Raw genomic sequence first — 25,450 nt, 5'->3', positions numbered from 1 at the left:
TGACTGCTAACAAGGCTTTTTCTTTTTTACCTTTGCTGAATATGGCTCAACTTATTTTTGTGCTGTTCCTCATAACTCCCTATAATTAATGGCTTCCATCGCAATTGAACAACGCCTGAGTGCTCTTTTTGAAGAATGGGCCGGCGAGATCCCAACGCTGGTACTTCCTTTAGCGCCTTCTGGGTCGGATCGTATTTACTATCGTTTACAGAGTAAGAACAAACTGGCCGTAGGCGCATATAACCCGCATCTTCAGGAAAATGAAGCTTTTATTAGTTTTTCCCGTCATTTTCGAGAAAAAGGCTTGCCTGTACCGGAAATCTTTGCTGAAAATCTAGCGCAGCATATCTACTTGCAGGAAGATCTTGGAGCAACAACCTTGTACAGTTACCTCTTGCAAAAAGGGGATTATTTTCCAGATTACCTGGTGAAAATCTATCGAAGAGTTGTTGAACAGCTTGCCCGCTTGCAAGTATTAGGCGGCGATGGTTTGGATTACGAGAAATGCTTTCCCCGCACTAATTTTGATAAACAATCAATGTTGTGGGATTTCAATTACTTCAAGTATTACTTTCTGCGGCTGGCTTATATTCCCTTCGATGAGCAGGCAATGGAAGATGACGTCCACACCTTGGCTGATTTCTTGCTAGAGACGAATACGGATCATTTCATGTTTCGGGATTTTCAGACCCGAAATATCATGATAAAGAATGGTGAGCCCATCTTTATTGATTACCAGGGTGGCCGCCGGGGGGCATTACAATACGATTTGGCTAGTTTGCTTTATCAGGCGAAAGCCAATATTCCGGAAGATATCCGCGAAGAATTATTAGCGCATTATCTGGATGCACTGGAACCTATTTGCCCTATTGACCGAGAGGCTTTTGTGCCCTATTATTACGGATACGTATTTATGCGCTGTGTACAAGTGTTGGGAGCCTATGGTTTTAGGGGAATGTACGAGCGGAAAGAACACTTTTTGCAAAGTATACCTTTTGCTTTGCGAAATATTAAATGGCTGTTTGATAATGATAAAATTCCGGTAGCCATCCCTGAACTCAGGCGGGCGTTGGAAGAACTGATCGCTTCTAAAAAATTTGAGCCTTTTGATAAAATTAAGGCAAGCTCCAGCTTATTGACGGTAGGTGTTAATAGCTTTAGCTACAAAAAGACCGGTGTGCCGGAAGACAATAGTGGCAACGGCGGCGGATTTGTTTTTGATTGTCGGTTTATCCACAATCCTGGCCGCTACGAACCCTACAAAAAACTCACTGGCCGGGACGAGTCTGTTATCAATTTTTTGCAGCATCATAGTGAAATAGGGACGTATTTGCAAGATGTCTATCGCATTGTAGACAACGCCGTTGAAGACTACATTGATCGTAGTTTTACCAACCTTCAAGTGAATTTTGGCTGTACAGGCGGACAGCACCGCTCCGTTTACGCAGCGGATTGCCTGGCCCGGCATATCAAGAATAAATACGGGATCAAAGTGGTGCTACACCATATAGAGCAGGAGAAGAAGGATTGGAAGAATTAGGGGGGGATAAAAATGAGTTGGTGGCAACCCTGCGGGTGATGAGAAGAAAAATATCTAAAATTGTAAACCATGTGTCTTGAGAAGATGTACACTATATCCTTGACTATGCAATGATAAAAATGATAAAGCAATATTTACTTTTATACCTTATAGCAACTGGGCCATTACTTGTCGCTCAATCGTTTTTAGAGTCTTCGATATCTACTTCTTTTGAAGGAGTTGATAGAAGTTCAGTTGCCTTTGCAGATATAGACAACGATGGCGATGAGGATTTACTTATTACGGGTAATACAGGAACAGCTCAAGTTGCAAAACTATATAAGAATGATGGTTTTGGATATTTTGTTGAGTTGACAGAGACACCACTTCAAGGAGTTAGTAGTGGCTCAATATCATTTTCGGATATTGACGGTGATAATGATCAAGATGTGCTCATTACGGGATTAAGCAGTGCAGGTCGAATTTCTAACTTGTACGAAAATGATGGGCTAGGAAACTTTAGTGAGGTCTTAAATACTCCGTTTCAAGCTGTTAGTTTTAGCGCAGTAGAATTTGCTGATATAGATAACGATAATGATCAAGATGTATTGATAACAGGAAACGATGGTAGTATGGATATCGCTATACTTTATGAAAATGATGGATTAGGTAGTTTTAGTGAAGTCGAAAGCACTCCTTTTGAAGGAGTGTCAGTTAGTTGTGTGAAATTTGCAGATGTAGACGGTGATAATGATCAAGACTTATTGATTGTGGGCTTTAACGGATCTTCCTCAAGCTCTAGGTTGTATATTAACGATGGAAATGGTGGATATAGTGAGAATGAAAATACTTCAATCGAGGACGTAGAAGGAATTGAAAGTTCAGTTGCTTTCGCAGATATTGATAACGATAATGATCAAGATTTACTGGTAACCGGTGCGAATGGATTGGAAGTTATTACGAAGTTGTATCTTAATGATGGGACTGGGGTTTTTGACGAAGTAGATGATACACCATTTCTTGATACTTATGGAGGTTCCGTTGCCTTTGCAGATACAGATGGAGATGGTGACCAAGATGTAATAATATCAGGAAACACGGAAATTGGACGAATTGCAAAATTATATTCTAATAATGGATCGGGAGAGTTCAGCGAAGTTCTAGGCACTCCGTTTCAGGGCGTTACACTAGGTTCCGTTGTCTTTGCAGATGTAGATGGAGATAGTGACCAAGATGTGTTGATAGCAGGGTGGCCAGATGGTGTTAGATCTACTAGGCTATATATTAATCAGCAGGTAGTTTCTTTACAAGAGCTAACAAATAACAATCTAGATGAGATTCGATTGTTTCCGAACCCTGTACTAGACGATTATTTGACTTTAGATATTGACTCTCCAATAGCAGGCTCTGCGACAATGAGTATCATTTCCCTGGATGGCAGGATATTGAGAAGCAAAAGAGTAGAAGTGTATCTTGGAGTACAGCTTATTAATGTTGATGTTTCCTTTCTTAGGAAAGGAAGCTACATAGTAGAGATGAAGATGAAAGGGAGCAAGTTGGTTAGCCAAGTACAAGTTCAATGATGAATCATAGAGATTGGTTGCGTGTTGAGGCTGTTCAAAACTATATTTTTAAATAAAATCATTAAAAATTCAATGTCAGTTCGTAGATGCCCTGATAAAGTATAGTAGAAAATGAGCAAGCATATACCCATATCATCATCCAATAAGTCCATTGCGGTTCTCCCTTTTGTTAATATGAGTGCCGACCCTGAGAACGAATACTTCAGCGACGGCATTACGGAAGAAATAATCAACGCCCTAACCACCGTGAAGGGCTTGAAAGTCATTGCCCGCACCTCCTCTTTTGCATTTAAGAATAAAAATATAGATGTTCGAACCATTGGTGATCAGTTAGGGGTAAGTACTATTTTGGAGGGGAGCGTCAGGAAAGCTAAAAAAAGGGTTCGCATTACAGCGCAGTTAATCAGTACTAATGACGGCACTCACTTCTGGTCGAAGAATTTTGATCGGGAGCTGGAGGATATTTTTGCCTTGCAAGATGAAATCAGTTTGCTCATTGCAGACCAAATCCGTGAAAACTTTGGGCATTTCGAAATTCCGTCTTTTTCCAATGCTATCCCAACTCAAAATATCAAGGCTTATGATTTATGGTTGAAAGGGAGTTATCATCTAAAAAGGAAAGACTTTGATGATGTTAAAAAAGCAATGAACTTCTTCAAAGGTGCAATTAAAATTGACCCGAACTATGCAGACGCCCATGCATTTTTGGGAGAAGCATATATTCACGCGGCGAGCTACAATATGATACCCAGTAAAGAAGGGAATGACTTAGCAAGAAATACCGCTGAAAAAGCCATCGAATTAGATGCAGAAAATGCAAAGGCACATATGATGCTTGCTTATATCAAACTGTTCTCGGATTGGAATTGGGACGCTGCCCTAATAGAATACGATAAGGCAATAAAATATGGTCTATCTGACCAAAATGAATTCATTACCTATTACTATATATTTATCAAGGAGGATTTTGAACGGGCTGTTCAAGTATCCAAAAGGGTGGCTGAAACTGACCCTCTTGATGTTCATACACATTGGCAACTGGGCTTGATCTATTATTTTGCGCGTAGTTTTGAAGAGGCAATTGCAGCATTTAATAAAGCCTTGGAAGTTGACGCTACTTTTGCAGAGGCAATTCGTTTTCGAGGTTTAGCCTTGGGGTATTTAGGGAAATATAACGAAGCATTAATTGACATCAATAGGGCACTTGGACTTACAAGTGGTCAAGGACTTGCTAATTTAGATTTATTGGTGGTGAAAATACTTATGGGCAAGAAGGAAGAGGCCTTAGCGGTTATAAAAAAATCGAAATACATGGACTCTTCAGATCCAGCATTATTATTTTCTCTTTTAAATATGCCTAATGAAGCCATTTACTGGTTAGACAAAGCTTACGAAGAACGCTCGGTAACGATGGTAACCTTAAAGAATTATTGGGTCTGGGATAACCTTCGGGATAATGCTCGGTTTAAAGAAATTTATTCCCAAATGAATTTTCCCCCATCTATAAAAAACAAGCAGATTCTTGAACCTATAACCATAGCTCAAACCCCTTTCATTAGTACTTCATTGTTAAGCAAAAATGAAATAGAAAACTATTTAGAAAAACTAGAGGAGCTAATGAAAGTAGATGAAATATATAAAGACCCATCAATTTCATTAAGGCATTTAGCAGAAAAACTGGAATTGTCCCCTAATAAATTATCATGGCTGATCAATGAACAAATTGGTACGAATTTTAATGAATACATTAATACCTTCCGATTAATAGCTTTCAAAGAAAAAGCATTAAACCCAAATAACAGTCACCTTACTCTTTTGGGTTTAGCCTATGAAAGTGGCTTTAATTCCAAAACAGTATTCAATGTTTTTTTTAAGAAAATGGAAGGAATGACTCCACGAGTATGGGTGAATTCTCAGGAAAAATAGAATAACTATGAAAGGCGAAACTAAGCCTAAATTTACGCGCTATCAATTTCTTTTAGTAGCTATCATTGCATTGGTTTTAATGACTATAGTTTTGGACTTCATGCTTATGTCCGCATTGTCAGCAATCCTTCTTCCTAAGCTTGAAATCACTACCAAACAGTTTGGTTTATTGGCGTCTGCATATCCAATTAGTGCAGGAATAGCTGCTGTTTTATTATCAGGTTATGCGGACAAATTTGATCGGAGAAAATTGCTTTTATTTTTTTACTCAGGTTTTTTGCTGGGTATTTTGTTTTGTGCAAATGCACCTTCATTCCAAGTATTGGTTGTTGCTAGGGTTATAACAGGTATATTCGGAGGGGTCGTAGGTCCTATTTGTTTTGCCATCGTAACTGATTTATTTGAAACGACCCAAAGAGGAAGGGCTTTCGGATTTCTACAAATGGCTTCGGCAGGGACTCAAATTTTCGGTTTACCACTTGCGCTCTACTTAGCTTCAGAGTTGGATTGGCATTTAGCTTTTGGGTTGGTTTTGTTTATAGGAATCATTGCAGTTTTTCTTGTTTTTTGGAAAATAAGGCCCGTAGATCAACATCTACAAATACCAGCAAAAGTCAACCCGTTGCATCATTCTGTAAAAATAATCAGCAATAGAAATTATTTAACAGTATTTTTAAACAACACGCTTTTGGTATCAGGAGATATTATTTTGATGACCTTTAGCTCTGCATTTTGCACTAACAATCTTGGAGTAGATCTTGACGACCTTCCATTACTTTATGGAATTGCAGGGGTTGCTACTTTCATATTTGCTCCCATTATTGGTCGTTTGACAGATAAATATGGAACACTAAATATTTTTTGGGCAGGGACTATCATGACCATAATGACGGTAGCGGTATTTACGAACTTGGGAATAAACCCCTTTTGGGCAGTTATCATCGTTCATACCCTCCTCTTCCTTGGTATTAATGCTCGAAGTATCTCTTCTTCAGCTTTAGGAACAGTTATTCCTGAGGTGGAAGACCGCGGTGCATTTATGGCTGTTGATGCAGCAATGCAACTGGCAGTCGGAGGTATGGCGGCCATGATAGCAGGATTGATAGTATTTCAATCTGAAGATGGGATGATAAATAATTTCCCCACCTTAGGGGTTGTGGTAATATCATTGATGATTGCAACTGGTGGGTTGATGTATGTGATTAATCGAATGGTAAAAAGAAGGAATATCACATCAGAGTAAAGGGCTTATGTGGATTTCGCTTTTGGTAGTGAAAATCACCCAATTTCTTCCTTGCTGATTAAATTTCCAAGCTAACGTCAACAAAAGGAATCATGAGAGTTAGCCCAAAAGTGATAAAATGCTTCTGAAGGAAGTTGAAAAGTATGAATATTAGATTGCGGCGAACAATGGCTATGACGTCAATCCTCCTAACGTCGGCTTGCGCGGGAGCCGGAATGTTGCAGCCGATTAAAAGAAAAATCCTTAAAATTCAATGTCAGTTCGTAGAAGCCTTGATAAAGTATAGTAGAAAATGAGTAATCATTTACCCATACCATCCTCCAATAAATCCATTGCGGTTCTCCCTTTTGTTAATATGAGTGCCGACCCTGAGAACGAATACTTCAGCGATGGCATTACGGAAGAAATAATCAACGCTCTAACCACCGTGAAGGGCTTAAAAGTCATTGCCCGCACATCCTCTTTTGCATTTAAGAATAAAAATATAGATGTGCGAACCATTGGTGGTCAGTTAGGAGTAAGCACTATTTTGGAGGGGAGTGTCCGGAAAGTCAAAAAAAGGGTTCGCATTACAGCGCAGTTAATCAGTACTAATGACGGCACTCACTTCTGGTCAAAGAATTTCGATCGGAATTTGGAAGACATATTTGCACTACAAGATGAAATAAGTTTACTCATTGCTGACCAGATTCGAGAAAATTTTGGTCATCTCAATATTCAGGAACATCTAATTGAAGCGCCTACACAAAATATAGAGGCCTACAACCTTTATCTTAAAGGTCGCTATCAGCATTTAATGTGGGATGGACCAGGAATCGCAAAAGCAACAGAATTCTATGAACAAAGCATAGCGAAAGACCCCTCATTTTCTTTGCCTTACTTTGGTTTGGCGTATTGTAATGCCATGTCCATATCATTTAGAAATAATAAAGGTTTATTGCAGGTGACAAAAGAGAAACTCAGCAAAGGGTTTAACCTGGACAAACAATCCTTTGTAGGGTATTTTAGTAAAGCGACATTGTCTTTTTGGAGTCATTGGGATTTTATCAATGGGCATAAATATTTTCAAAAAGCAATAGAACTTAATCCATCCTATACGGAAGCAGAAGAAGGATTATGCGAATTGTATACAGCAGTAGGTTATTTCGAAAAAGCGCTCTGGCATACTGATCATATTTTAAAAATCAATCCTTTTGCTACGAATCATTATTTTACCAAAGCAAATATTCATTATTTAAACGAGGACTACACCGAAGCGCTGGATTGTATAGAGATCTCCTTAAGCATCAATCCTGATTTCACACATTCTATCGCATTAAAACAAATCTGCTTAATTCTTACGAAAGATTACGAAAAACTAAATGACTTCTTAAGACAAACCCCTTTAGCCGAGAGACCAGAAGAATGCAGAGTATTGTATAAGCTGGTCAACGCAGAAGAAAAGATCGATATTGATATCAGTAGAGTGAGCTTAATGATAAAAGAGGATATTGGATCAGCACGATTTCCCTGGCCATTATTCTTGATGGTCCATTTTGGGAAACACGAAATGGCATTGGACTTTTTAGAAGAAAACATCAAAATGCGTACCGGTCAAATCATAAACTTTATGAATATTCCGCTGCTTAAACCTTTACACCAATATCAGAGATTTCAGGATTTGGTTCAAGCTGTTTTCCGTACAGAACTATTACCAACTGATCCCGAAACACAAATACGAATTGCCCCTCCCAAAGCCTTAATGTCAGTTGCTAAAATCGACAAGGTTTTAGAATTTTTTGAAAAAGGAATGAAGGAAGAAAAGTGGTTTCAAAACCCATCTCTAACTTTACGCGAGCTAGCCGAAAACGTGAATATTAGCAGTAATAAGCTTTCCTGGTTGCTGAATGAACGAATTGGCCAAAACTTCAATGAATACATCAATAGTCTTCGTTTGGAGAACTTCAAAGAGAATGCTCTAAATCCTGCCAATAGCCACCTTACTCTTTTAGCGCTAGCTTATGAAAGCGGCTTTAACTCTAAAACGGTATTCAATACCTTCTTTAAAAAAACCGAAGGGATGACACCGAAAGCTTGGGTGAAAGCTAATCAGATTTAAGTAATTCACGGAATTAAACATCTAACTGGTAACCCTATTTCGTGGATTACTTCAGAGCTGTTTAAGAGATGCTAAGCTTGGCTTTAGCCAAGCTAACATAGCATGTCTTAAAAGTTCTAAATCTCACTAAAAAGTTCCAAATTTCACTTCAGAACGATTCACTTCCTTTTTCACTCCATCTTTGTATTAACAATTCGATCAAGCAGCGTAAGTAATCATCGGCTGATGACTCCTTTCCCATTTATTAAATGAATTAACGATAATGGGAGGTGCTTGGTAGCAATCGGAGTTTTCCAAAAAAATACTGTTATGAAAAATCTATTTTTAATTCTTCTATCTTTTTACACACTTAGTGCTTTTTCTCAAAGCAACTCGTCAGTAGATCAAGAAACGGAAGTAGCTCATAAGTGGAGGGTAAGTATACCTTATCTTGTTCCAGATGAGATTATCTATGGTTGGAGCAGTCGAACAAGTACTCAAATGGTAGAATTACATGTAAAACGCAACCTAGATAATAAGAACATCATTGGGGTAAAGTTTGCCACCTGGCGATTATTTCAACCCATGGGAATCACCTGGTGGGATGGCGTGGTAGATAAAATAGAGTCTGGAACTGAGTATTACGATGGATATTTAAGGGAAACAGGAATAGGTATCACCTACCAACGCATGCTTTGGAAAGGGTTATTTGCTTCTGTTGAAGTCCTTCCGCAAATTCAAACCTACACGGATTTAGATGGTAATAAAATTAAAAATGGATTTAAGCTTTACAACTCGCTTCATTTGGGCTACCATGTTGCATTTGGGAAGAAAAAACGATTTTTCATAGAACCTCAGGTTCATATCAACCAGTGGATGTTTGATAACAATTCCCCTGAAGGGTTTAGGGAGTTTGACGATAAATATGGAAACGTCTTTCTCTTTGAGCCAAATATTTACATCGGGTGGAAATTTTAAGCTATAGTCTTCCAAGTCAGGGTTTGTGAAAATATGGCAAAGTCATTTTTTTGACTCACAAGGCGGAAAACGCAGGAAACGCAGCGCGTTGGCGAGGCTTTCCAACGTAGTGAGGCGAAAAAGGACAAGACAGAATTCACAAATCTTGGGTTGGAGGACGATATAGTCTGATAAATAAAATCAATTACTTGTTATATAACGATTGGAAATGAAAAGCTTATTAATTTTTGTATTTACGTTTTGTGCGCTTCTCTCTTATGGTCAAAATGAGACCAACCAAATTGAAAGAAAAGGATTTGTCATTGGTTTTGGAATAGGCGGTGGTGTAATCAGTATATCTGATAGCGATCAAGAAATACCTTTCGACGAAGCTCAGGGCGGCGGCAGTTTTCCAAATTTGAAATTGGGTTGGATGGTCAATGATCGCCTAGCTATTCTAGGAATGTATTCTGGAATGGGCTACGAATACCAAGGTAAAGACCGAAGTTTTGATGCATTTATGCCATCTGTTCAATATTGGGTAAAAGACCGATGGTGGGTAAATGCTGGTGCAGGTCTAGCTATGGATTTTCCAGCAATCTATGAAGATAACATTAAAGATGAAGACTGGAATTTTGGTGGAGCAGTTTCCTTCAGTACAGGGTATGAATTAGTGCAAAAGAAAAACTTTGCACTAGACCTTCAAACCCAACTGCAGATGGGCTGGACTAATTTAGATGATGGTAAAGATCGAGAAGCGGTAGTGCTCTCTATTGGACTAGGATTTAATTGGTATTAAAAATGGATGCCTTAAAACATTTATCGTTCGTCAAGTCAGAATTCACACCGCGAAGTAGCACTGAAAGTAAATCCTGCCTTGGAGGACTATAAACAAAAACGATTCTCAGCACTAATTTCCACCTTCAATCTCCATATCTAAAAATTCCGGTTCGTCGCTATCGGGGTTCTCTTCGTACTCAGGAATGTCACGCCAGTCTAGTGGCTCGTCAACGAGTTCTATAATGGTGCCAAACAAGCGTTCCAGTTCAAAGTGGATGTCGCGTTTACGCCTGTCGCTTTCGCGGAAATCGTTTTCTACCCGTCGTTTATCCGATACGAAGTTATAATCATCCAGGTTGCCTAAAATGGCATAGTAAAGATTGAAGAATCCCTTTCGCCTGGCTGGTTTAGGCTTCAGCTTAGCGTTGTGCCGGCGGAACCGATCAGCCATGACCTGCCCAGCATTGACTTTAACGAAGTAGTTGATGTCCTGATCGAAAGTATGCTCACCGCTAATGGTCATATTCAAGGCGTTGCTTTGGATAAACATAACAGGGAGGTAGAGTTTACTATTTCTAACCTCAAAGAAGTTTTGAAGGCTGGTAAAACGAATTTCTTGTAGATCGCGAATATTCACAAATGTGGAAAAGTCCTCTAGCATAGCGAAGTCTTTCAATACGCCGTCTTTGAGGCCTACGCCAGCAAGTACCCTTAGTTGATCTTCTTGAAAGTTGCCGGCGTTGTCAAAATGAGCTTCAACAAAAATTCGGGTATCAAGTTGCCCTTCGAGGTTGTCTGCGACGAGAAAATCCTGCCCGAAATTTTCTGATTGCCTGAAAAACTCATAGATGTTGATCCTGTTTCCGCTGAGTTTTGCCGTTAATACAGGTGTTTCCGTAAATCTCATTTCGCCATCCAAAAGAAATTCACCATCCATAGTTTTGGTGTTTCCCGCAATGGTCATTGTACCGTCTTTAAAGGTAAGGTTTCCCTTGAAGTCTTCTCCTTCTACTAGGTCGTAATTGAAGCTTTGGATTTCGGCAGCAAAAGTGCCATCCAAGAAACGGGTAAAAAACTCTCGCTTTTCTACTTCTGCCTGAGCTAGCGAATCCGTTGTTCCTGTGGCTTCTGCTTCTTCTTGGGCTATTTCTGAAGGGGCTCCGAGTGCCATTAGTTGATCAATGTCCAACTCGGTGGCCTGAAGGCGGGCATCAAAGACCAGTGTTGCTCCCTGAGAGTTCACTGAATCGGCGAGTAATACCGGGAGAATATTGGTTGCCCGACCATCAAAAAGCATCTTTGTGCCCGGGGCATCCAGGGTGACGGCTTTGGCAGTCAGGGTGTTTTGCTCAAGGACAATCTCCCCACTGCTCAGGCTTATGTCTTCATCGTTTATAGTAAAGCCTGCGTTTTCAAAGCTTAGCGAACCACCCATGTCTACCCTGCCTATTCGGCTACTGCGAAGCATATCTTCGTATCTGCCTCTTATCCGAAGCCGGTTGAGATGTATTTTCCCGTTACCGGAAGAAATCCTTTCATCGGGAATAAAGGCCATTAAGGCTCCTGGAGCCAGGGTGCCATCTGCGGCGAATACGATACTGGGTTCGCTAAAATTTTCGATGGTAAGATCAAGTGCGAAAGGTTCTCGCTCGAATTCTCCATGAAGGTTTTCAATAACGATTTTCGACGTTTTGTCATTTTGTTGGGTGCCATTGGTGTAATAAGCCAGGAAGCCAAGGTCACGAACTCGGGCATTGACACGATCGCCAGAAATACGGCCATCAGCAAAACGCAATTCAGCCGTTATTTTGGGTTGCTGTTGCTTGTTTTGTACCCCTTCAATCGTGGCGTTGAGGCTAAAGTCACCGTCAGTTTCTATACCATTTAACTGGTTTTTATATTCATCAGGAAGTAAACTCAAGACATCTTCTAACTTTCCATCTTCACTGCTAAAGCTGAGGTTAATGAAGGTTTCCTCTTCTTGTATTCTAAAGTTACCTGAAGCTTCCAGCGGAAGCTCTCCTACCTGTAGGCGCAATTCATCAATTTGATATTGCCCTTCTTCGGTATTCACGGCTATCTCAGTGTTATAAGCGAAAGGCCGATTGCTAAGAAGGCTCTCACCGTCGGATTCGAGGTATTTAATAAATAATTGAGCTTCACTATTTAATTTGTACTGAGAACTCCCAAAGTTTCCGGCAAATATGGCTTCTTCAATATCCATCGTCAGGCGTTGCTTGTTCTGTGCATCGCTGTAAAATAATTTCATGTTGCTTACGACTGCTTTTTCCAGGTTTATACTGGCAGACGTAGTGTTTTCTTCTGGAGCTGGTTCAGTCTCTTCCGTTTTAAAGATATCGTAATTAGCATTGCCGTCCCTATCTACAGCAATTCGTAAAATGCCATCGCTAAGAACTACCGACTTGAGTTGAACATCCGAACCGAGCAAGCTCCATAAACCGGCACGAAAGGAAAGTTCATCTGCGACAAGAAGGTCTTCCTCATCTGTTCCTTTTAGGCTGACACCTCTTAGGTTTGCTCCAATATTAGGGAAGGTTCTTAGAAAAGAAAGCTCGAAACCTTCTACCTCTAGCTCGCTTTTGAGCTGTTGATTCAATTCACTAACGACCCGTTCTCCGATTTGATCGGAAAAGAGACTAGATATTACAAATACGGCTCCGCAGAGGAGTAAAAAAAGAATACTAAGAACAATTAGCAAGCGTTTGAAGAAGCGTTTCATAATGTTGAAGTGGATATACAGGTAAAAATACGGAAGTCGAAGAGAAAAATAATTTTATTTTTTTTCGAGAAGGTCTTGCACATAAAAAAAAGACCCCCTATATTTGCATTCGCTTAACGCAAAGGGCGATTAGCTCAGTTGGTTTAGAGCACCTCGTTTACACCGAGGGGGTCGGGAGTTCGAGTCTCTCATCGCCCACAAAATTAGGAATCTGCTTCGGCAGGTTCCTTTTTTTTTGCGCCGAAATTTTTCCTATCTTTGATAGTCTATGATATTTAGCAATACGATTAATAAATTTAGCGGAGACCCCGCCGCTACCGCTTTTTTTGAACAACTTTTTGGGGGCTACTTCCATTTGGGCATTTATCGCCCTGAATCCTTGACGTTAACGGAAGCTTGTGAGCAAACGACCGCTAAAATGGTGCGTTTGATCCCTAAAATTGCGAAGAGTACCAAAATGTTGGTGATCGGTTCGCAGTTAGGTGCTACGGTAATGGCTTTGGAAACAGAGTTCGGCTGCAAAATTGAATGCCTTGACCCAAATACTGACTACAATCAGTTGCTGGAAAAGAAGATCGCAGCAGAAGGAATGGAGAAAAAGGTAGGCGTTTCTGAAGGTGTCCTAAGTTCTTTTCCGTTTGACCGCGAGAGCTTTGATATCGTTTGGGCCCAGGATACCATGCTTGGTGTTGAGAAAAAAGCTAAACTTTTTCGAGAAGTACAACGTGTACTGACTCCTAAAGGTCGCTTTGTTTTTACGAGCCTCGTAAAAAAAGAAGGGACCTCTGAAGATGCTTTAGCTACTGTTGCTGATTTATTGGAATTGGATGCTTTTCCAGAGGTTGCTAATTATCAAAAATTTGCTGATCGTGCTTTACTGCTTAAAGTCTACACGGCAATGCTATCTCAATACCTGCCACAGCATTTAACAGAACTACGAAGTGCGATTACTGCACCGTTTCCAAGCGGTCTTAAGAAGCCTACTGCAGCATTCTTAAAGAGTTTAGATCAAGAATTATCTTCTTGGGAAAACGCAGCAAAGCAGGATGCCCTTGATTGGGGCTTGTTGATTTTTCAAAAGATCAATGCTTAGGAACAGCACGAAAATAAAAAAAACAGCGGGCAGAGCAATCATTGATCGCTTTGCCCGCTGTCTTTTTATTTAAAGCTCTAGCTTTTCTAATTCGTCCGTACAACGATTCCTCCGTAGCTCATTCTAGCCTTAATACTGCTGTTTCCTCCATTGCCCATGGTGCCCCGCACTTCGTGAGAGTTGCCATCTTGGGCGTCATAGCTGGTTCTCACACCAGAAGATGGTAAGCGAATGTCGGCATAGTTTCCCGAAAGGTCCAGTGAGCAATTAATGCCAGGATCCATACTGATTTTAAAATCGGTGTATCGACCATTGAGGTTGATTTCGTCGAAACTCGCATCGACTTTTCCTGTTTTTGCAGACCCATAAGCCATGTCAAGGTTCATTCGGCGGGATAGGCGCCCGACCTGAACACTGGTGTAGTGGGTTTCGCAAACCACTTCTTCTGCAAAGCCAATTTCAACATTGTCGTATTTTCCGTTATTACGGAACTCACGAATTTCGCCCAGCTTGAAGTTAGAGTAGCGGGAATCACTGATAATGTCTCCGGCTTGGGCGACATCAATGTTGCCATAGCGAACATCGACAGTAAGGTCACTGGCTTCTTCTACATCAAGGTTGCCATAAGCAAGGTCTACCTTTAGATCACGAACACGGTTAAGTGAACCGTTTCCATAGGCAAGTGTGATGTCACTGTCTTCTCCGAGGCCATCCAGTTTGAAGTTGCCGTATTTTACTTGGAATTTACCTGAACCAGCAATCGTTGCTGCGTAAACATCACAATACTTAGCGGTTACATCAAGGCTGCCAGCTGCGGGCATAAATACTTCGTAGTTGATAGAGAATTCGTCATTGTTATCACCCCATCCCCACCAACTGGATTTCTTGTCCTGGATTTCTGTAATAGCAGAAACACTGCTGCTGTTGTTAGAAAAGTTGATGCTGATACGTTCGAAGACCTCTTGGGCGTCTTCTTCGCTTTTGGCATCGACCAAGATTTTCACAGAAACACGGACATTACTCTGATCCCATGTTTTAATGTCGATTTTTCCGTGCCGGTTAGAGAGTTCTACAAGGCCATTTGATGCCATGTTGAACTGCTTGTTAATGGTTTTTGAAAACTCCCTTGTAGGGTTGGTCCCGGCCATCAGGCTACCGATGGTAAGCAGGGCCGCAAAAAGTAGGCTGCCCGCCCGGAGTAGTTTAAATACTGGTTTCATTGCTGTTGTTGTCTGGTGTAGTAATACTGTTGTCAATATTTTCGATGCGCTCCAGAATGCGCTCCAGGATTTGAAGTTTGAGACGGTAGCTTTCAATAAGTTGCTGTACGATCATTTCTTCGCGCCCGGAGGGTGCATTTGTTAAATCTTCCCGAAGTTCGGCCATCGCATTGTCTAGCTGCTGTAGGTCCGCGTCAATTTCAGGATCTTGTGTGTGGGTTGTTAAACGGGCGTAGTTCTCTTTGATGCGTTGATTGTAGTATTGCTCCATTTCTGCGAACTCGGGAGCAACGTCTTCAATCAAACTTTGTGCGGTGGGTTGTTGTGTCTGTTGCGTAAGGAAAGCGCCTCCAAGACCTCCTGCCGTGAGGAGAATTAGTACCGTAGCTGCTACCTGGTACCAGGGGCGACGATTACGCACAGTGTGCGAGGGAGCCTTCTCTTCGTTGAGATTCTTCTCAATAGCAGCCCAGAGTTTAAGACTAGGACGTGCGTCGTCAAAGGCATCCCTGTTGTCAAGGATGAATTTTTCTAAATCGTTCTGTTGCATTTTTCACTCGCTTTACATCCGCTGATTTAGAAAATATTTCTAGATCAGACAGAGATAATCTTATTCAAACCAAACACATCGCTTAATAATGATCAAGCTATTGTGTTTGCAAAATTTCTTTTAATCTTTTCCGGGCACGACAATACTGCGACTTAGAGGTCGCTTCGCTAATACCCAAAATGTTTGCTATTTCCTGATGATCGTACCCTTCAATGGCGTAAAGGCTAAAAACGGTACGATATCCATCAGATAACTGGGTCATAGCCTGTTTGATTTGCTGAACTTTCAGCCCATCAGGAACAGGTGGCTCGGATGATTCGTCAACAGGGTCAATTTTAGCATCCCATTCAGAAAACTGAAGCTTTCGCTTTTTATGAAAATTGATGCAGTTGTTGACCACTATTCTTTTTATCCAGGCTCCTATAGCGCTCTCAAAACGAAAGGTGTCAATCTTCTTGAAAATCTGCACAAAAGACACTTGTAGAATATCTTCAGCGTCGTGTTCATTTCCTAGCATCCGTAAGCACACGTTAAACATAGCACGGTTGTAGTGCTTGTATAGCTCGAACTGTGCCTGCCGGTTGCCGTGCTGACATTCCTGGATAATTTCTCGATGCGTATTCACATAGTCCAAAGTGGCCTTATTGCTTTTCATGACCAATGTTGCCGTCGCTCTAAAGTAAAAAATTGCCGGGGAACAAATGCCCCCGGCCTTTTTTAAATTACAGAGGGGTGATTCTGTTTTACTTACATGGGTAATGACAGAGGTCTTATGCGAAGGTTGCACCAGTAGTAGGAAATGTTAAAAAAAATTTAAGAAGCAATAATAATTTTAGCTTGTCGGCCGCTAACGTTGATCCACAATTAAATTATTCGTTCTCTCTGAGAATGTCGTATTTTACGAAAGGATTGCACAAAACACTGGTATGCATAAGCATAAACATGCTATTTTTTTTGGGATACTGTTGTTACTACTGGTCAGCTGTCAGAATACTGATTTTTCGCTGGCTGTACCTGGTAGTATTCCGCCAGTGGCGTTGCTGGAGCAGGATCAGACAAATTATAAGCTGCGAACGTTCACTCAGGTTTTAGCCGACAGCATGGGTAAGTATACGCTGGACGATATATTGCAGCCCGCCCAACAAAGTGAATTCTTGTTTTATGAGGATTATCCTCTTCCCATGCAGAATTACCAGTACTACTGGGGAAAAATTCAGGTAGAAAATCGTCTGCCGGAAGCGGATCAGTACCCCGAATGGACCTTCGCTTTTTCCGACACCTGGTCTGCTTTGGAAATTTACCTCCTCACCACAGAAGGTCATTGGGAACGACAACTTAGTGGTGCATCTACGCCCTACTCACAAAAGAAGTTTGTGCCTAGCACAAAAGGCAATTTGGTCAAAATAATATTACCCCCCGGTGAGGTGGTAACCATCTACTTTCGGGGGATCAGTAAACAGGAAGAGATTATTCCTTCTTTTTACCTTTTTGCTCAACCACTAGATGATTTTTATGACAAACTGGTGATAGATAAAACAGGCAGCTCGATTTTTATCGGTTTTTTATTGATGATGTTGTTTTATAACCTCATTGTTTACTTCTTTGACCGCGACAGCAGCTTTCTCTTTTATTCTGGTTATATCCTGGCGGTGGTATTATACGTCAGTTTTTCGTCCAGTGATCTGACCGATTGGTTGGGCAATGTCCTGTTTACGCAACATCCGTTGTATTACAGCTTGTTCAAGCTGGTTCTGTTTGGGGGATTGATGTGTTATGTTGCTTTCATCCGTAGTTTTCTGGATTTAGAGCAGTTGTTACCTGGATGGGATCGTTATTTTAAGTATCTTATCTATTTAGGAATTCCGTTGATAGCACTGTCTGTAGTGCTGTCCGTTTACTCTAACTTTAGCTATAAGGTGGAAGATCAGGTGAGTATGTTCTACGTCGCCTTGGTGACGTTTTCTTGTTTGCTGTTCCTTTTTCCTTTGTATAAAACCGGAGATACCAAAGGGCGGTTCGTAGTGGCGGGTATTGCGATCATCACGCTAGGCTTTTTCCTGACCCTGCTTTCTAGGTTGTCACCTAGTACACCTTATTCCATTTTCTACTTAAAAGTAGGAGCGATTATTGAGGTAATCGTCTTTTCGCTGGGTTTGGCATACCGTCAGCGACAGCAGCTTCAGGCCGGAGAACAAGCCAAATTTGCGCTCAAGGAAAGTCAACTCATTCAAGAGAAAAAGCAATTGGAGGCTGATCGCCTAAAAGAACTCAATGAATTCAAGGCCCGTTTCTACACCAATATTACCCACGAATTCCGCACTCCACTGACGGTAATTATGGGGATGAGCGAGAATATAAAAGGTCATTCTAAAGAAAAGGAATTGATCAAACGTAATAGTGCTAGCTTACTGATGCTTATCAACCAACTGCTCGACTTGTCAAAACTAGAATCGGGTAGCCTGACCTTAAACCCGGTACACCAAGATATCATCGTGTACCTGCAATACTTGACAGAATCTTTTTATTCAACCGCGACGCAAAAAAACATTCGCCTGGTTTTTTATTCTGAAGAAAAAGAGGTGAGTATGGATTACGACGAGCGTGTCATCCAGCAAATCGTTTATAACTTACTTTCCAATGCGCTGAAATTTACGCCTGAGGGCGGAAGGATTGTTTTCCACGCTAACAAAGTAGAGGAGGTGGGGCAACCTTTGCTTAAATTAAAAGTGAAAGATACGGGGCAGGGCATTTCTCCTGAAAACATCGACCACATTTTCGACCGCTTTTATCAAGTGAATGATACGAAGAACCAGCAAGCAGAAGGAACAGGCATTGGCCTGGCCTTGACCAAAGAGCTGGTTGAGTTAATGAATGGTCGGATAGAAGTAGAGAGTGAGAAAGGATCCGGTACCGAATTTACCCTTTATCTGCCGATTGAAGCCAACATAGCCGCTACGTCATCGCAGCCCATAAATGCCCTTCTGCCTATAGAGGAGGGCTTGACCTTCGCTACTTCAACAGCGCTGCAAGACGAAGCATCAGAAGCACTTACTTCAGGACTTCCGGAATTACTGATCATTGAAGACAATCAGGATATCATTACCTACATCAAAACCATTTTGCATGGGCAGTACCTTTTTCATACTGCCAAAAATGGTGCATTAGGCATTGAACAAGCCCTCGAAATTATTCCTGATATCATCATCAGCGACGTGATGATGCCCCAAAAAAATGGTTACGAAGTGTGCGAAACATTAAAACAGGACGAACGTACGAGCCATATTCCTGTTATTTTACTGACCGCCAAGGCTACTCAGCAAGACAAAGTTCAGGGGTTAAGCTATGGAGCAGATGCCTATCTCACCAAACCTTTTGATAAAGAGGAATTGATGATCCGTCTGAAGAGGCTAATAGAAGTGCGTAAGCAATTGCAACGGCGTTATGCCAGTAGTACTGTGGATGCAGCCGTTGACCCAAGCGCTCTTTCTATAGAAGATATTTTCGTAAACAAACTGCACGAACACATTCATGCTCGGCTCAGTGATACGGAGTTTGGAGTGACTCAATTGGCCACCGCGAGCCACCTCAGTCAGATGCAACTGTATCGTAAACTGAAAGCACTAACGAACAAGACGCCCTCCCAGTTTATACGTTCCTACCGCTTACAACAAGGCCTTGAATTGCTAAAAGAAGGTCAATTGACCGTTTCTGAGGTGGCCTATGAAGTAGGGTTTGCTGATCCCAGCTACTTTTCCAGAACATTTCAAAAAGAATTCGGCAAGAACCCAAGTGGGTTTTTAAGGCGTTGAAATTCAGATCTTTAGCATTTGTATTGCATCCGTTTGTAAAATAAGTCCTAGACTTTTTCCCTTTCCTGTAAGATAGCTTCACGCTTTTGAATAATAGGTGAAAGGCATTCCTGTGCCTTGCTTGCACCTTTGTAGTATTGGACGTGAGACCATAAGTTGATAGCGACCTTAAAAAAGCTAACAGCTTTAGTAGCACAATTACACAAACGAGCAAGCAAAACCCTTTATCATGAAAAACCATATATCCTTTTTCTTCTTAAGAGACGGAGAAAAAATAAGTGTAACAACTTTCGGTTTTTTAAAATTTTCTAAACAATTGACTGCAAGGAAATTGTGTGGAAATTTTCAAAAATCTCAAAAGAAAGTTGTTCCATTTATTTCCGTCAAATTACTAACGATCATTTTTCTTTTTTCTGTTACCATCCATCTCGATGCACAAACCAACGATAAGCAACAGATTTTTCTGGAAGTAGAATCAGGCGACTACAATAGCTTTTCTGCTATGCAAGACGAAGCGGGTGTCAAAGTAGATGTTTATCGAAGTTATAGTACTACACCAGTAGCAAAAGACCAAGAACGCATTCATTTCATTGAAGCCTGGACCGCTACCGAAGCCTGGAAAGCACTCAGCGACCAAGAGCAAAGGGTTTATCTGGAATCATTGGTTGCCCCAATCGAAAATATATTGGCTGGTGGCGTAGAAATCATCAGTTGGGGGGTGAATAATCTAGAAACCGACCAACGTGCCGATTATGATTTCTTCGCTACCTGGAGCTTCCCTAGCCAAGAAAGTGTAAGGGGCTTCGAGCAGGCAGTGGCCAGTTCTAACTGGTACAAATACTTCCTTCAGGTCAACATGAGTGGAGAAGCCTCTACGCCTCCGGCGGTGATGGAATTTCTGATTGCGCAGTAAGGCAAAGAATCTAAACGCTGACAGATTGTGATGCACTAGCTATTCTGCTGGGCACAATCCTTAAAACTCATATTCTATGTACGACATTAATCTAGTATTACAATTTGGCAATAGGAGGTTGCAACTCATCGTCACCTGCACACTCTTTTTGGGAATTTTTTCTTCGCTGGCTGGCCAGCACAACGATCAGTTGATCGAAATCATTCGCCTCCATATACAACCGGGCCAGGAAACAGCTTTTATTTCAGAAAACGTCAACCGGGCCAACGCTTTTAGTGCCCGGTTGGATGCTCCTTTTTACGTGTATGTCTATGATGATCACACCTTGGAGTGGGGTACCCTTATTCATGGAGAGACAGAAAAATTAACCAACCAACCGGCCATCCCAACCAAATTTACGGGAGCAGTCAACCAGCAAGAAAGTAAGGGGATTCATTACCACGCCGCTTTGAGCCATAGTAACCAGGTGGATTTTTTGCCCGCCAAAATATCGGGCGCACCTTACCTGGAAGTAGTAACTTATCGGGTCCATTCGAGCGATCGTACCGAAATGATGGATAAGCTCCGCAAAATTGCTACATCGCTGCGAGCGCTAAATAGTCCTGTGGAATATGATTGCTACACCTACGCAGCAGAAGACAACATGATCATTTTTGAACTCGTCTACCCAGCCGATGATCCTGATGGCCTGGCCACCAGAAGAGCAAATCAAGCAGCAAAGTCAAATAAGTCTTTACAAAGGTGGTACCAGGAAATAGGCTTCCTCGCCGATCAAGTGAGCAAAGTCACTGGGCGCTACGTCTACGAATTATCTCGCGAAATAGCCCAACAAGCGCTAACCCAACAGCACTAATATCCGTAGTCCTCGGGCTATAGACCCGATTTTTCACACCACTATACTAATTCTTTAATCCTACATCATGAAAAGCTACCTGCTCTTCACGGTACTACTTTGTACCATCACCTTTTCAAAAATTCAAGCACAAATGACCACTAACGAACACGCAATGCAGGCCTTCGCTCGTGACTATATGGCTGCTTATAACCAACAGAACGTCGACGCCCTAAAAAGCATGTATTCCGAATACGTGACGCGCATCGACCAAGCCGGCGAAAAAATGGTCGGCGCCGACCAAGTCGTAAACTACCTATCGGAACAGTTTAGGTTGAACAATGCCACGCTATTGCTTCGCCAGCGCAGTGTCCATTGGTCGGACGCTGAACACGCTTGGGTTGCCAGGGGCACCTATGAAATCTACGGCATCACCAACGTGTATGATATTGAGGTTCACACCACAGGCGTCTACACCAATACCATGATCCAGGACAAAGACCAGTGGAAAATAGCCCAAACGGTACTAACACCCATCGTCAAAATCATGGTTCATCATCAGGTGGAAGATTTTGCCAAGTGGAAATCGAATTTCGCAGCGAAAGCGGAGATGCGTTCGGCAGCCGGGGAGATCAGCTCTGAGTTCGGTACCCTGCACGATGATCCTAAAACCGTTTACGTCCTCAGTGAATGGACCTCCTTGGAGGCTTTTCAAGCTTATGCGGCCGACCCCAAAACAGAAACAGCAATGCAAGCTGCTGGCGTGATTGGAAAACCTGCCATCCTGATCCTGGATCAACAATAGGATTTTAAGAAGAACCAATGCCCCTTGTAAAAGGAGCATTGGTTACCGCCCCGCTGCCCGTACACATACGTGGGTGGCGGGGACTTTTGATAGAAAAACTTACAAAATCTTAATACTATGAATACGGTAACCAAATTTTTACAAACAACACTTCCTTTACTGATGCTGGTCTTCTTGGCTTCCAGCCAGCTAATGGCCACCACCNGATACGTGAAAGCAGGCGGTAGTGGTGGCGGCACTTCATGGGCCGATGCCGCCGGCAATTTGCAGACTATGATTAATGCCTCTAATAATGGTGACGAAGTATGGGTGGCCGCAGGTACTTACACCCCCGGCATCAACCGTACTGATGCTTTTGTGATGAAAAATGGGGTGGCCATTCTTGGCGGATTCCCGAACACAGGTAACCCTGGCATCGGCGCGCGCAACTGGTCGGCCAATGTCACCATTCTTAGTGGTGAAATAGGCAGCACCAGTACCACCACTGATAATAGTTACCACGTAGTTTATAACTCTGGACTAAATCGCAGTGCCGTATTAAATGGCTTCACGATCACCGGAGGAGACACCAGTGACCCTTTTGGTACTGGATTCGGTGCCGGCATGTACAACGAAAATAGCAGCCCTTCTATCATCAACTGTATTTTTACAGGGAACAGGATACCCTTTGGTAGTGGTGCCGGAATGGCCAATAGTTCCAGTAGTCCCGCCATCATCAACTGCATTTTTACTGGAAACTCAGCCAGCGTCGTTGGTGGGGGTATGGGCAACTTCATCAATAGTAGCCCGGATATTATCAACTGTACTTTCTCTGGCAACTCATCGGGTAGTGCCTCGGGAATACACAATAATAACAGCACCCCCAATATTATCAACTGTATTATTTGGGGAAATAATTTTACGGGTATCAATGGCAGCCCCAACGTTACCCACTCCATCGTACAGGGCGGCTATGGGCCTTGCACCGATTGTCCAAATGGCAGCGGCAATGCAGATCCCCTTTTCGTTAGTACTACTAACTTTCAATTGCAAGTATGCTCCCCAGCAATTGATGCTGGCGATGATACCGCTAATACCGAACTTACCGACTTTGCTGGCAATGCCCGCAAGTTTGAGGCCATCCCCAGCGGGGCTATGATAGATATGGGGGCGTATGAATACCAATCTATTGTACCCCTCACCACTTATTACGCTGATACCGACGGTGATACCTATGGCGCCAATGTTGGCCAAGGTTTTTGCACCAACCCCGGCGCTGGCTGGGTATTACAGGCCGGCGATTGTGACGATAATAATCCTAATGTCAACCCAGATGCGCTCGAAGTCTGCGATGGTGTAGACAATAATTGTATCAACGGTATCGACGAAGGCAACACCTGCTGCCCCGGTGGAAATGTACTCTATGTAAATGACGAAGCTAGTGGCCTCAACAACGGCACCTCCTGGACGGATGCCTTCACTGATTTGCAGGATGCGCTGGCGAGTACGTGCCCCGGTGTCACCGAAATCTGGGTTGCCGAAGGGATCTACGTACCCGGCACCAACCAAGCGGACGAGTTTGAGATGAAAGATGGCGTCGATATCTACGGCGGCTTCCCGGGCTCACCAGGACAAGAAGGAAACTTTGGCGTAAGGGACTGGATGACCAATGTGTCTATCTTAAGTGGTGAAATCGGTGTACCGGGATTGGGTGATAATTGCACCAACGTCGTCATTGGTGCAACAGCGGTATTGGATGGATTTACCATCAGGGGCGCCAATGCTGACGGCATGTCTGTATATTTTGTCTTACCAACAATTGCTAATTGTGTTTTTACCGAAAATGGCAGCGACGGAATAGATGGTATTGCAAGCATGCAAGTAAGGAATTGTGCATTCATTAATAATGTTGAAAATGGCGTGAACACCTACGGGGACGATTCCATTTATACCAACTGTACGTTCTTTGGGAATGGAAATTATGGAACAGCCTTCGCTTCCGGTTCTTTTCCAACGCTGGTCAACTGCACTTATTCTGGAAACAATGCTGGTGGTCTGAGCGGATTTATTGGTGTTTCACCAATCGTGAAAAATTGTATCTTTTGGGGCGACGGGGGGAGTGAATTTTTAATCGTTGGTGGCAGCGCTGACATTACTAATTCCATCGTGCAAGGGGGGTGTCCTACTGGCTCAGTCGCTTATACCTGTACCAATCTGCTGGATATTGACCCTCTCTTTGTTGACCAGGTAAATGGGGACCTTCGTCTCCAGGAATGCTCTCCTGCGATAGATGCTGGTGACGATAGTGCTAATTCAGAAGCAACCGACCTCGACGGCAACGACCGTACCTTCGAGGCCATCCCTGGCGCTCCTACTATCGACATGGGTGCTTACGAATACCAAGGCACTACACCCGATCCTACGCCGATCTGTACCGCCAACCTGACGGTGCAGCTCGATGTTAACACCACGGTTATCGTAACGGCAGAACAAATCGGTGATTCCAGCGACGGTTGCACTCCGCTATCTTTCCTAATTGACGGTGAAAACAGCCTCACTTTTGATTGCGACGACCTAGGCCCACAGATGGTGACGCTGCAAGTGACCGATCAATTTATGAACACAGCTACTACTACTTGTAGCTTCACGATAGCTGATAATAATAGCTACTGCTGTGTAGCACCAGTAGCTAATTGTGAGAACTTTACCGCCGTACTAGTCGGTAATTCCGTAACCATCACGACTGATGACATTGACAACGGGAGTACCGCTGATTGTGGCTTGGCCGACTTCATGGTTTTCCCGAATACATTCGGTTGTGATGCTGTGGGTACACCGCAGCTGGTAACGCTCACCATTACCGATATAAATGGCGATAGTGATGACTGCCCCGCGACGATCACGGTAGTGGATAGTACGCCTCCGAGCATCACCTGCCCTGCTGCTGTTACCGTAGAGTGTAACGAAGACACCGGACCAGGAAGCACTGGTACTGCAACGGGCAGCGATAATTGTAGTACGCCCATTATTACGTGGAATGACCTTTTTGCCTCAGCTTGTGGCAATACTGGCGTAATCACCCGTATCTGGACAGCGACGGATGCTTCCGACAACCCATCAAGCTGTAACCAGCTCATCACGATAGTAGACAATACCCCCCCACCATTGTCATTCCTCCCGACGAGACGGTGGAATGTGGCGATGCCCCATCAGCCACCGGTACAGCGATTGGTACCGACGGTTGTGGAACGGTCACCGTTACTTTCAGCGATAGTTCTGTACCTGGTTGTGGCAACACCGAAACAATCACCCGCACCTGGACGGCCACCGATGAGTGTGGTAACCCTACTACTTGTGTGCAGGTCATCACGGTGGTAGACACTACACCACCAAGTATCATCTGTCCAGCAGGTGCTACGGTAGA

Annotated in this window: 17 protein-coding genes and 1 tRNA gene; 14 read left to right on the top strand and 4 right to left on the bottom strand. The window is 42.7% G+C overall.

What is annotated here, in order from left to right; translation table 11 throughout:
• Positions 1-88: 88 nt before the first annotated feature.
• The 7 genes from A3EU_RS0116230 (at position 89) to A3EU_RS0116200 (ending at position 10,104) form a co-directional block, all read left to right on the top strand.
• Positions 89-1,540: a RapZ C-terminal domain-containing protein gene (locus A3EU_RS0116230; RefSeq protein WP_020537243.1), complete on the top strand. Its 1,452-nt coding sequence runs from the start codon at positions 89-91 to the stop codon at positions 1,538-1,540.
• Positions 1,541-1,659: 119 nt separating this feature from the next.
• On the top strand, positions 1,660-3,102 hold the full coding sequence (locus A3EU_RS0116225; protein WP_020537242.1) for an FG-GAP-like repeat-containing protein: 1,443 nt from the start codon (positions 1,660-1,662) through the stop codon (positions 3,100-3,102).
• A 174-nt stretch (positions 3,103-3,276) separates the two neighbouring features.
• Positions 3,277-5,028: a helix-turn-helix domain-containing protein gene (locus A3EU_RS0116220; RefSeq protein WP_020537241.1), complete on the top strand. Its 1,752-nt coding sequence runs from the start codon at positions 3,277-3,279 to the stop codon at positions 5,026-5,028.
• A gap of 7 nt (positions 5,029-5,035) precedes the next feature.
• Entirely contained in the window at positions 5,036-6,271 is a 1,236-nt protein-coding gene (locus A3EU_RS0116215) for an MFS transporter (RefSeq protein ID WP_020537240.1), read from the top strand.
• A 355-nt stretch (positions 6,272-6,626) separates the two neighbouring features.
• Positions 6,627-8,369, top strand: a complete 1,743-nt coding sequence (locus tag A3EU_RS0116210; RefSeq protein WP_020537239.1) for a helix-turn-helix domain-containing protein — start codon at positions 6,627-6,629, stop codon at positions 8,367-8,369.
• Between the two features lie 309 nt (positions 8,370-8,678).
• A complete protein-coding gene (locus A3EU_RS0116205; protein WP_020537238.1) occupies positions 8,679-9,326 on the top strand; it encodes a hypothetical protein in 648 nt (215 codons plus the stop codon).
• Between the two features lie 208 nt (positions 9,327-9,534).
• Positions 9,535-10,104: a hypothetical protein gene (locus tag A3EU_RS0116200; protein ID WP_020537237.1), complete on the top strand. Its 570-nt coding sequence runs from the start codon at positions 9,535-9,537 to the stop codon at positions 10,102-10,104.
• Between the two features lie 111 nt (positions 10,105-10,215).
• Here the strand turns inward: A3EU_RS0116200 and A3EU_RS0116195 are convergent, their stop codons facing one another.
• Positions 10,216-12,825, bottom strand: coding sequence for an AsmA family protein (locus A3EU_RS0116195; RefSeq protein ID WP_020537236.1), 2,610 nt, complete (start codon positions 12,823-12,825; stop codon positions 10,216-10,218).
• 123 nt (positions 12,826-12,948) lie between these two features.
• On the opposite strand from A3EU_RS0116195, the gene A3EU_RS0116190 reads away from it, so the two are divergent.
• A tRNA-Val gene (locus A3EU_RS0116190) sits at positions 12,949-13,023 on the top strand.
• Between the two features lie 70 nt (positions 13,024-13,093).
• Entirely contained in the window at positions 13,094-13,918 is an 825-nt protein-coding gene (locus A3EU_RS0116185; protein ID WP_020537235.1) for an SAM-dependent methyltransferase, read from the top strand.
• An 86-nt stretch (positions 13,919-14,004) separates the two neighbouring features.
• Here A3EU_RS0116185 and A3EU_RS0116180 read toward each other — a convergent pair whose 3' ends face one another.
• The 3 genes from A3EU_RS0116180 to A3EU_RS0116170 all read right to left on the bottom strand — a co-directional run bounded on the left by A3EU_RS0116180 (position 14,005) and on the right by A3EU_RS0116170 (position 16,343).
• Complete coding sequence (locus A3EU_RS0116180) at positions 14,005-15,138, bottom strand: DUF4097 family beta strand repeat-containing protein (RefSeq protein WP_020537234.1); 1,134 nt, start codon at positions 15,136-15,138, stop codon at positions 14,005-14,007.
• Complete coding sequence (locus A3EU_RS0116175; protein ID WP_020537233.1) at positions 15,122-15,688, bottom strand: hypothetical protein; 567 nt, start codon at positions 15,686-15,688, stop codon at positions 15,122-15,124. Before A3EU_RS0116175 ends, A3EU_RS0116180 begins: the two co-directional genes overlap by 17 nt.
• Before the next feature lie 97 nt (positions 15,689-15,785).
• Positions 15,786-16,343 (bottom strand): RNA polymerase sigma factor, encoded by a 558-nt coding sequence (locus A3EU_RS0116170; RefSeq protein ID WP_020537232.1) that lies wholly within the window; start codon positions 16,341-16,343, stop codon positions 15,786-15,788.
• 271 nt (positions 16,344-16,614) lie between these two features.
• Between A3EU_RS0116170 and A3EU_RS32955 the strand changes: the two genes are divergently transcribed.
• The 5 genes from A3EU_RS32955 (at position 16,615) to A3EU_RS0116145 (ending at position 25,404) form a co-directional block, all read left to right on the top strand.
• Positions 16,615-19,497 (top strand): ATP-binding protein, encoded by a 2,883-nt coding sequence (locus A3EU_RS32955; protein WP_020537231.1) that lies wholly within the window; start codon positions 16,615-16,617, stop codon positions 19,495-19,497.
• A 229-nt stretch (positions 19,498-19,726) separates the two neighbouring features.
• The gene (locus tag A3EU_RS0116160; RefSeq protein WP_020537230.1) at positions 19,727-20,410 is read left to right on the top strand and encodes a DUF6616 family protein; all 684 of its coding nucleotides are present in this window, start codon (positions 19,727-19,729) and stop codon (positions 20,408-20,410) included.
• Positions 20,411-20,486: 76 nt separating this feature from the next.
• Positions 20,487-21,263: a hypothetical protein gene (locus A3EU_RS0116155; protein WP_020537229.1), complete on the top strand. Its 777-nt coding sequence runs from the start codon at positions 20,487-20,489 to the stop codon at positions 21,261-21,263.
• A 67-nt stretch (positions 21,264-21,330) separates the two neighbouring features.
• Entirely contained in the window at positions 21,331-22,047 is a 717-nt protein-coding gene (locus A3EU_RS0116150) for a nuclear transport factor 2 family protein (protein ID WP_020537228.1), read from the top strand.
• A gap of 117 nt (positions 22,048-22,164) precedes the next feature.
• Positions 22,165-25,404, top strand: a complete 3,240-nt coding sequence (locus A3EU_RS0116145; protein WP_020537227.1) for a choice-of-anchor Q domain-containing protein — start codon at positions 22,165-22,167, stop codon at positions 25,402-25,404.
• Positions 25,405-25,450: the final 46 nt, after the last annotated feature.

This window comes from Lewinella cohaerens DSM 23179, assembly GCF_000379805.1.
GTDB lineage: Bacteria > Bacteroidota > Bacteroidia > Chitinophagales > Saprospiraceae > Lewinella > Lewinella cohaerens.
Note: the sequence above shows the minus strand (reverse complement) of the source record. Positions and strands in the feature narration are given on the sequence as shown.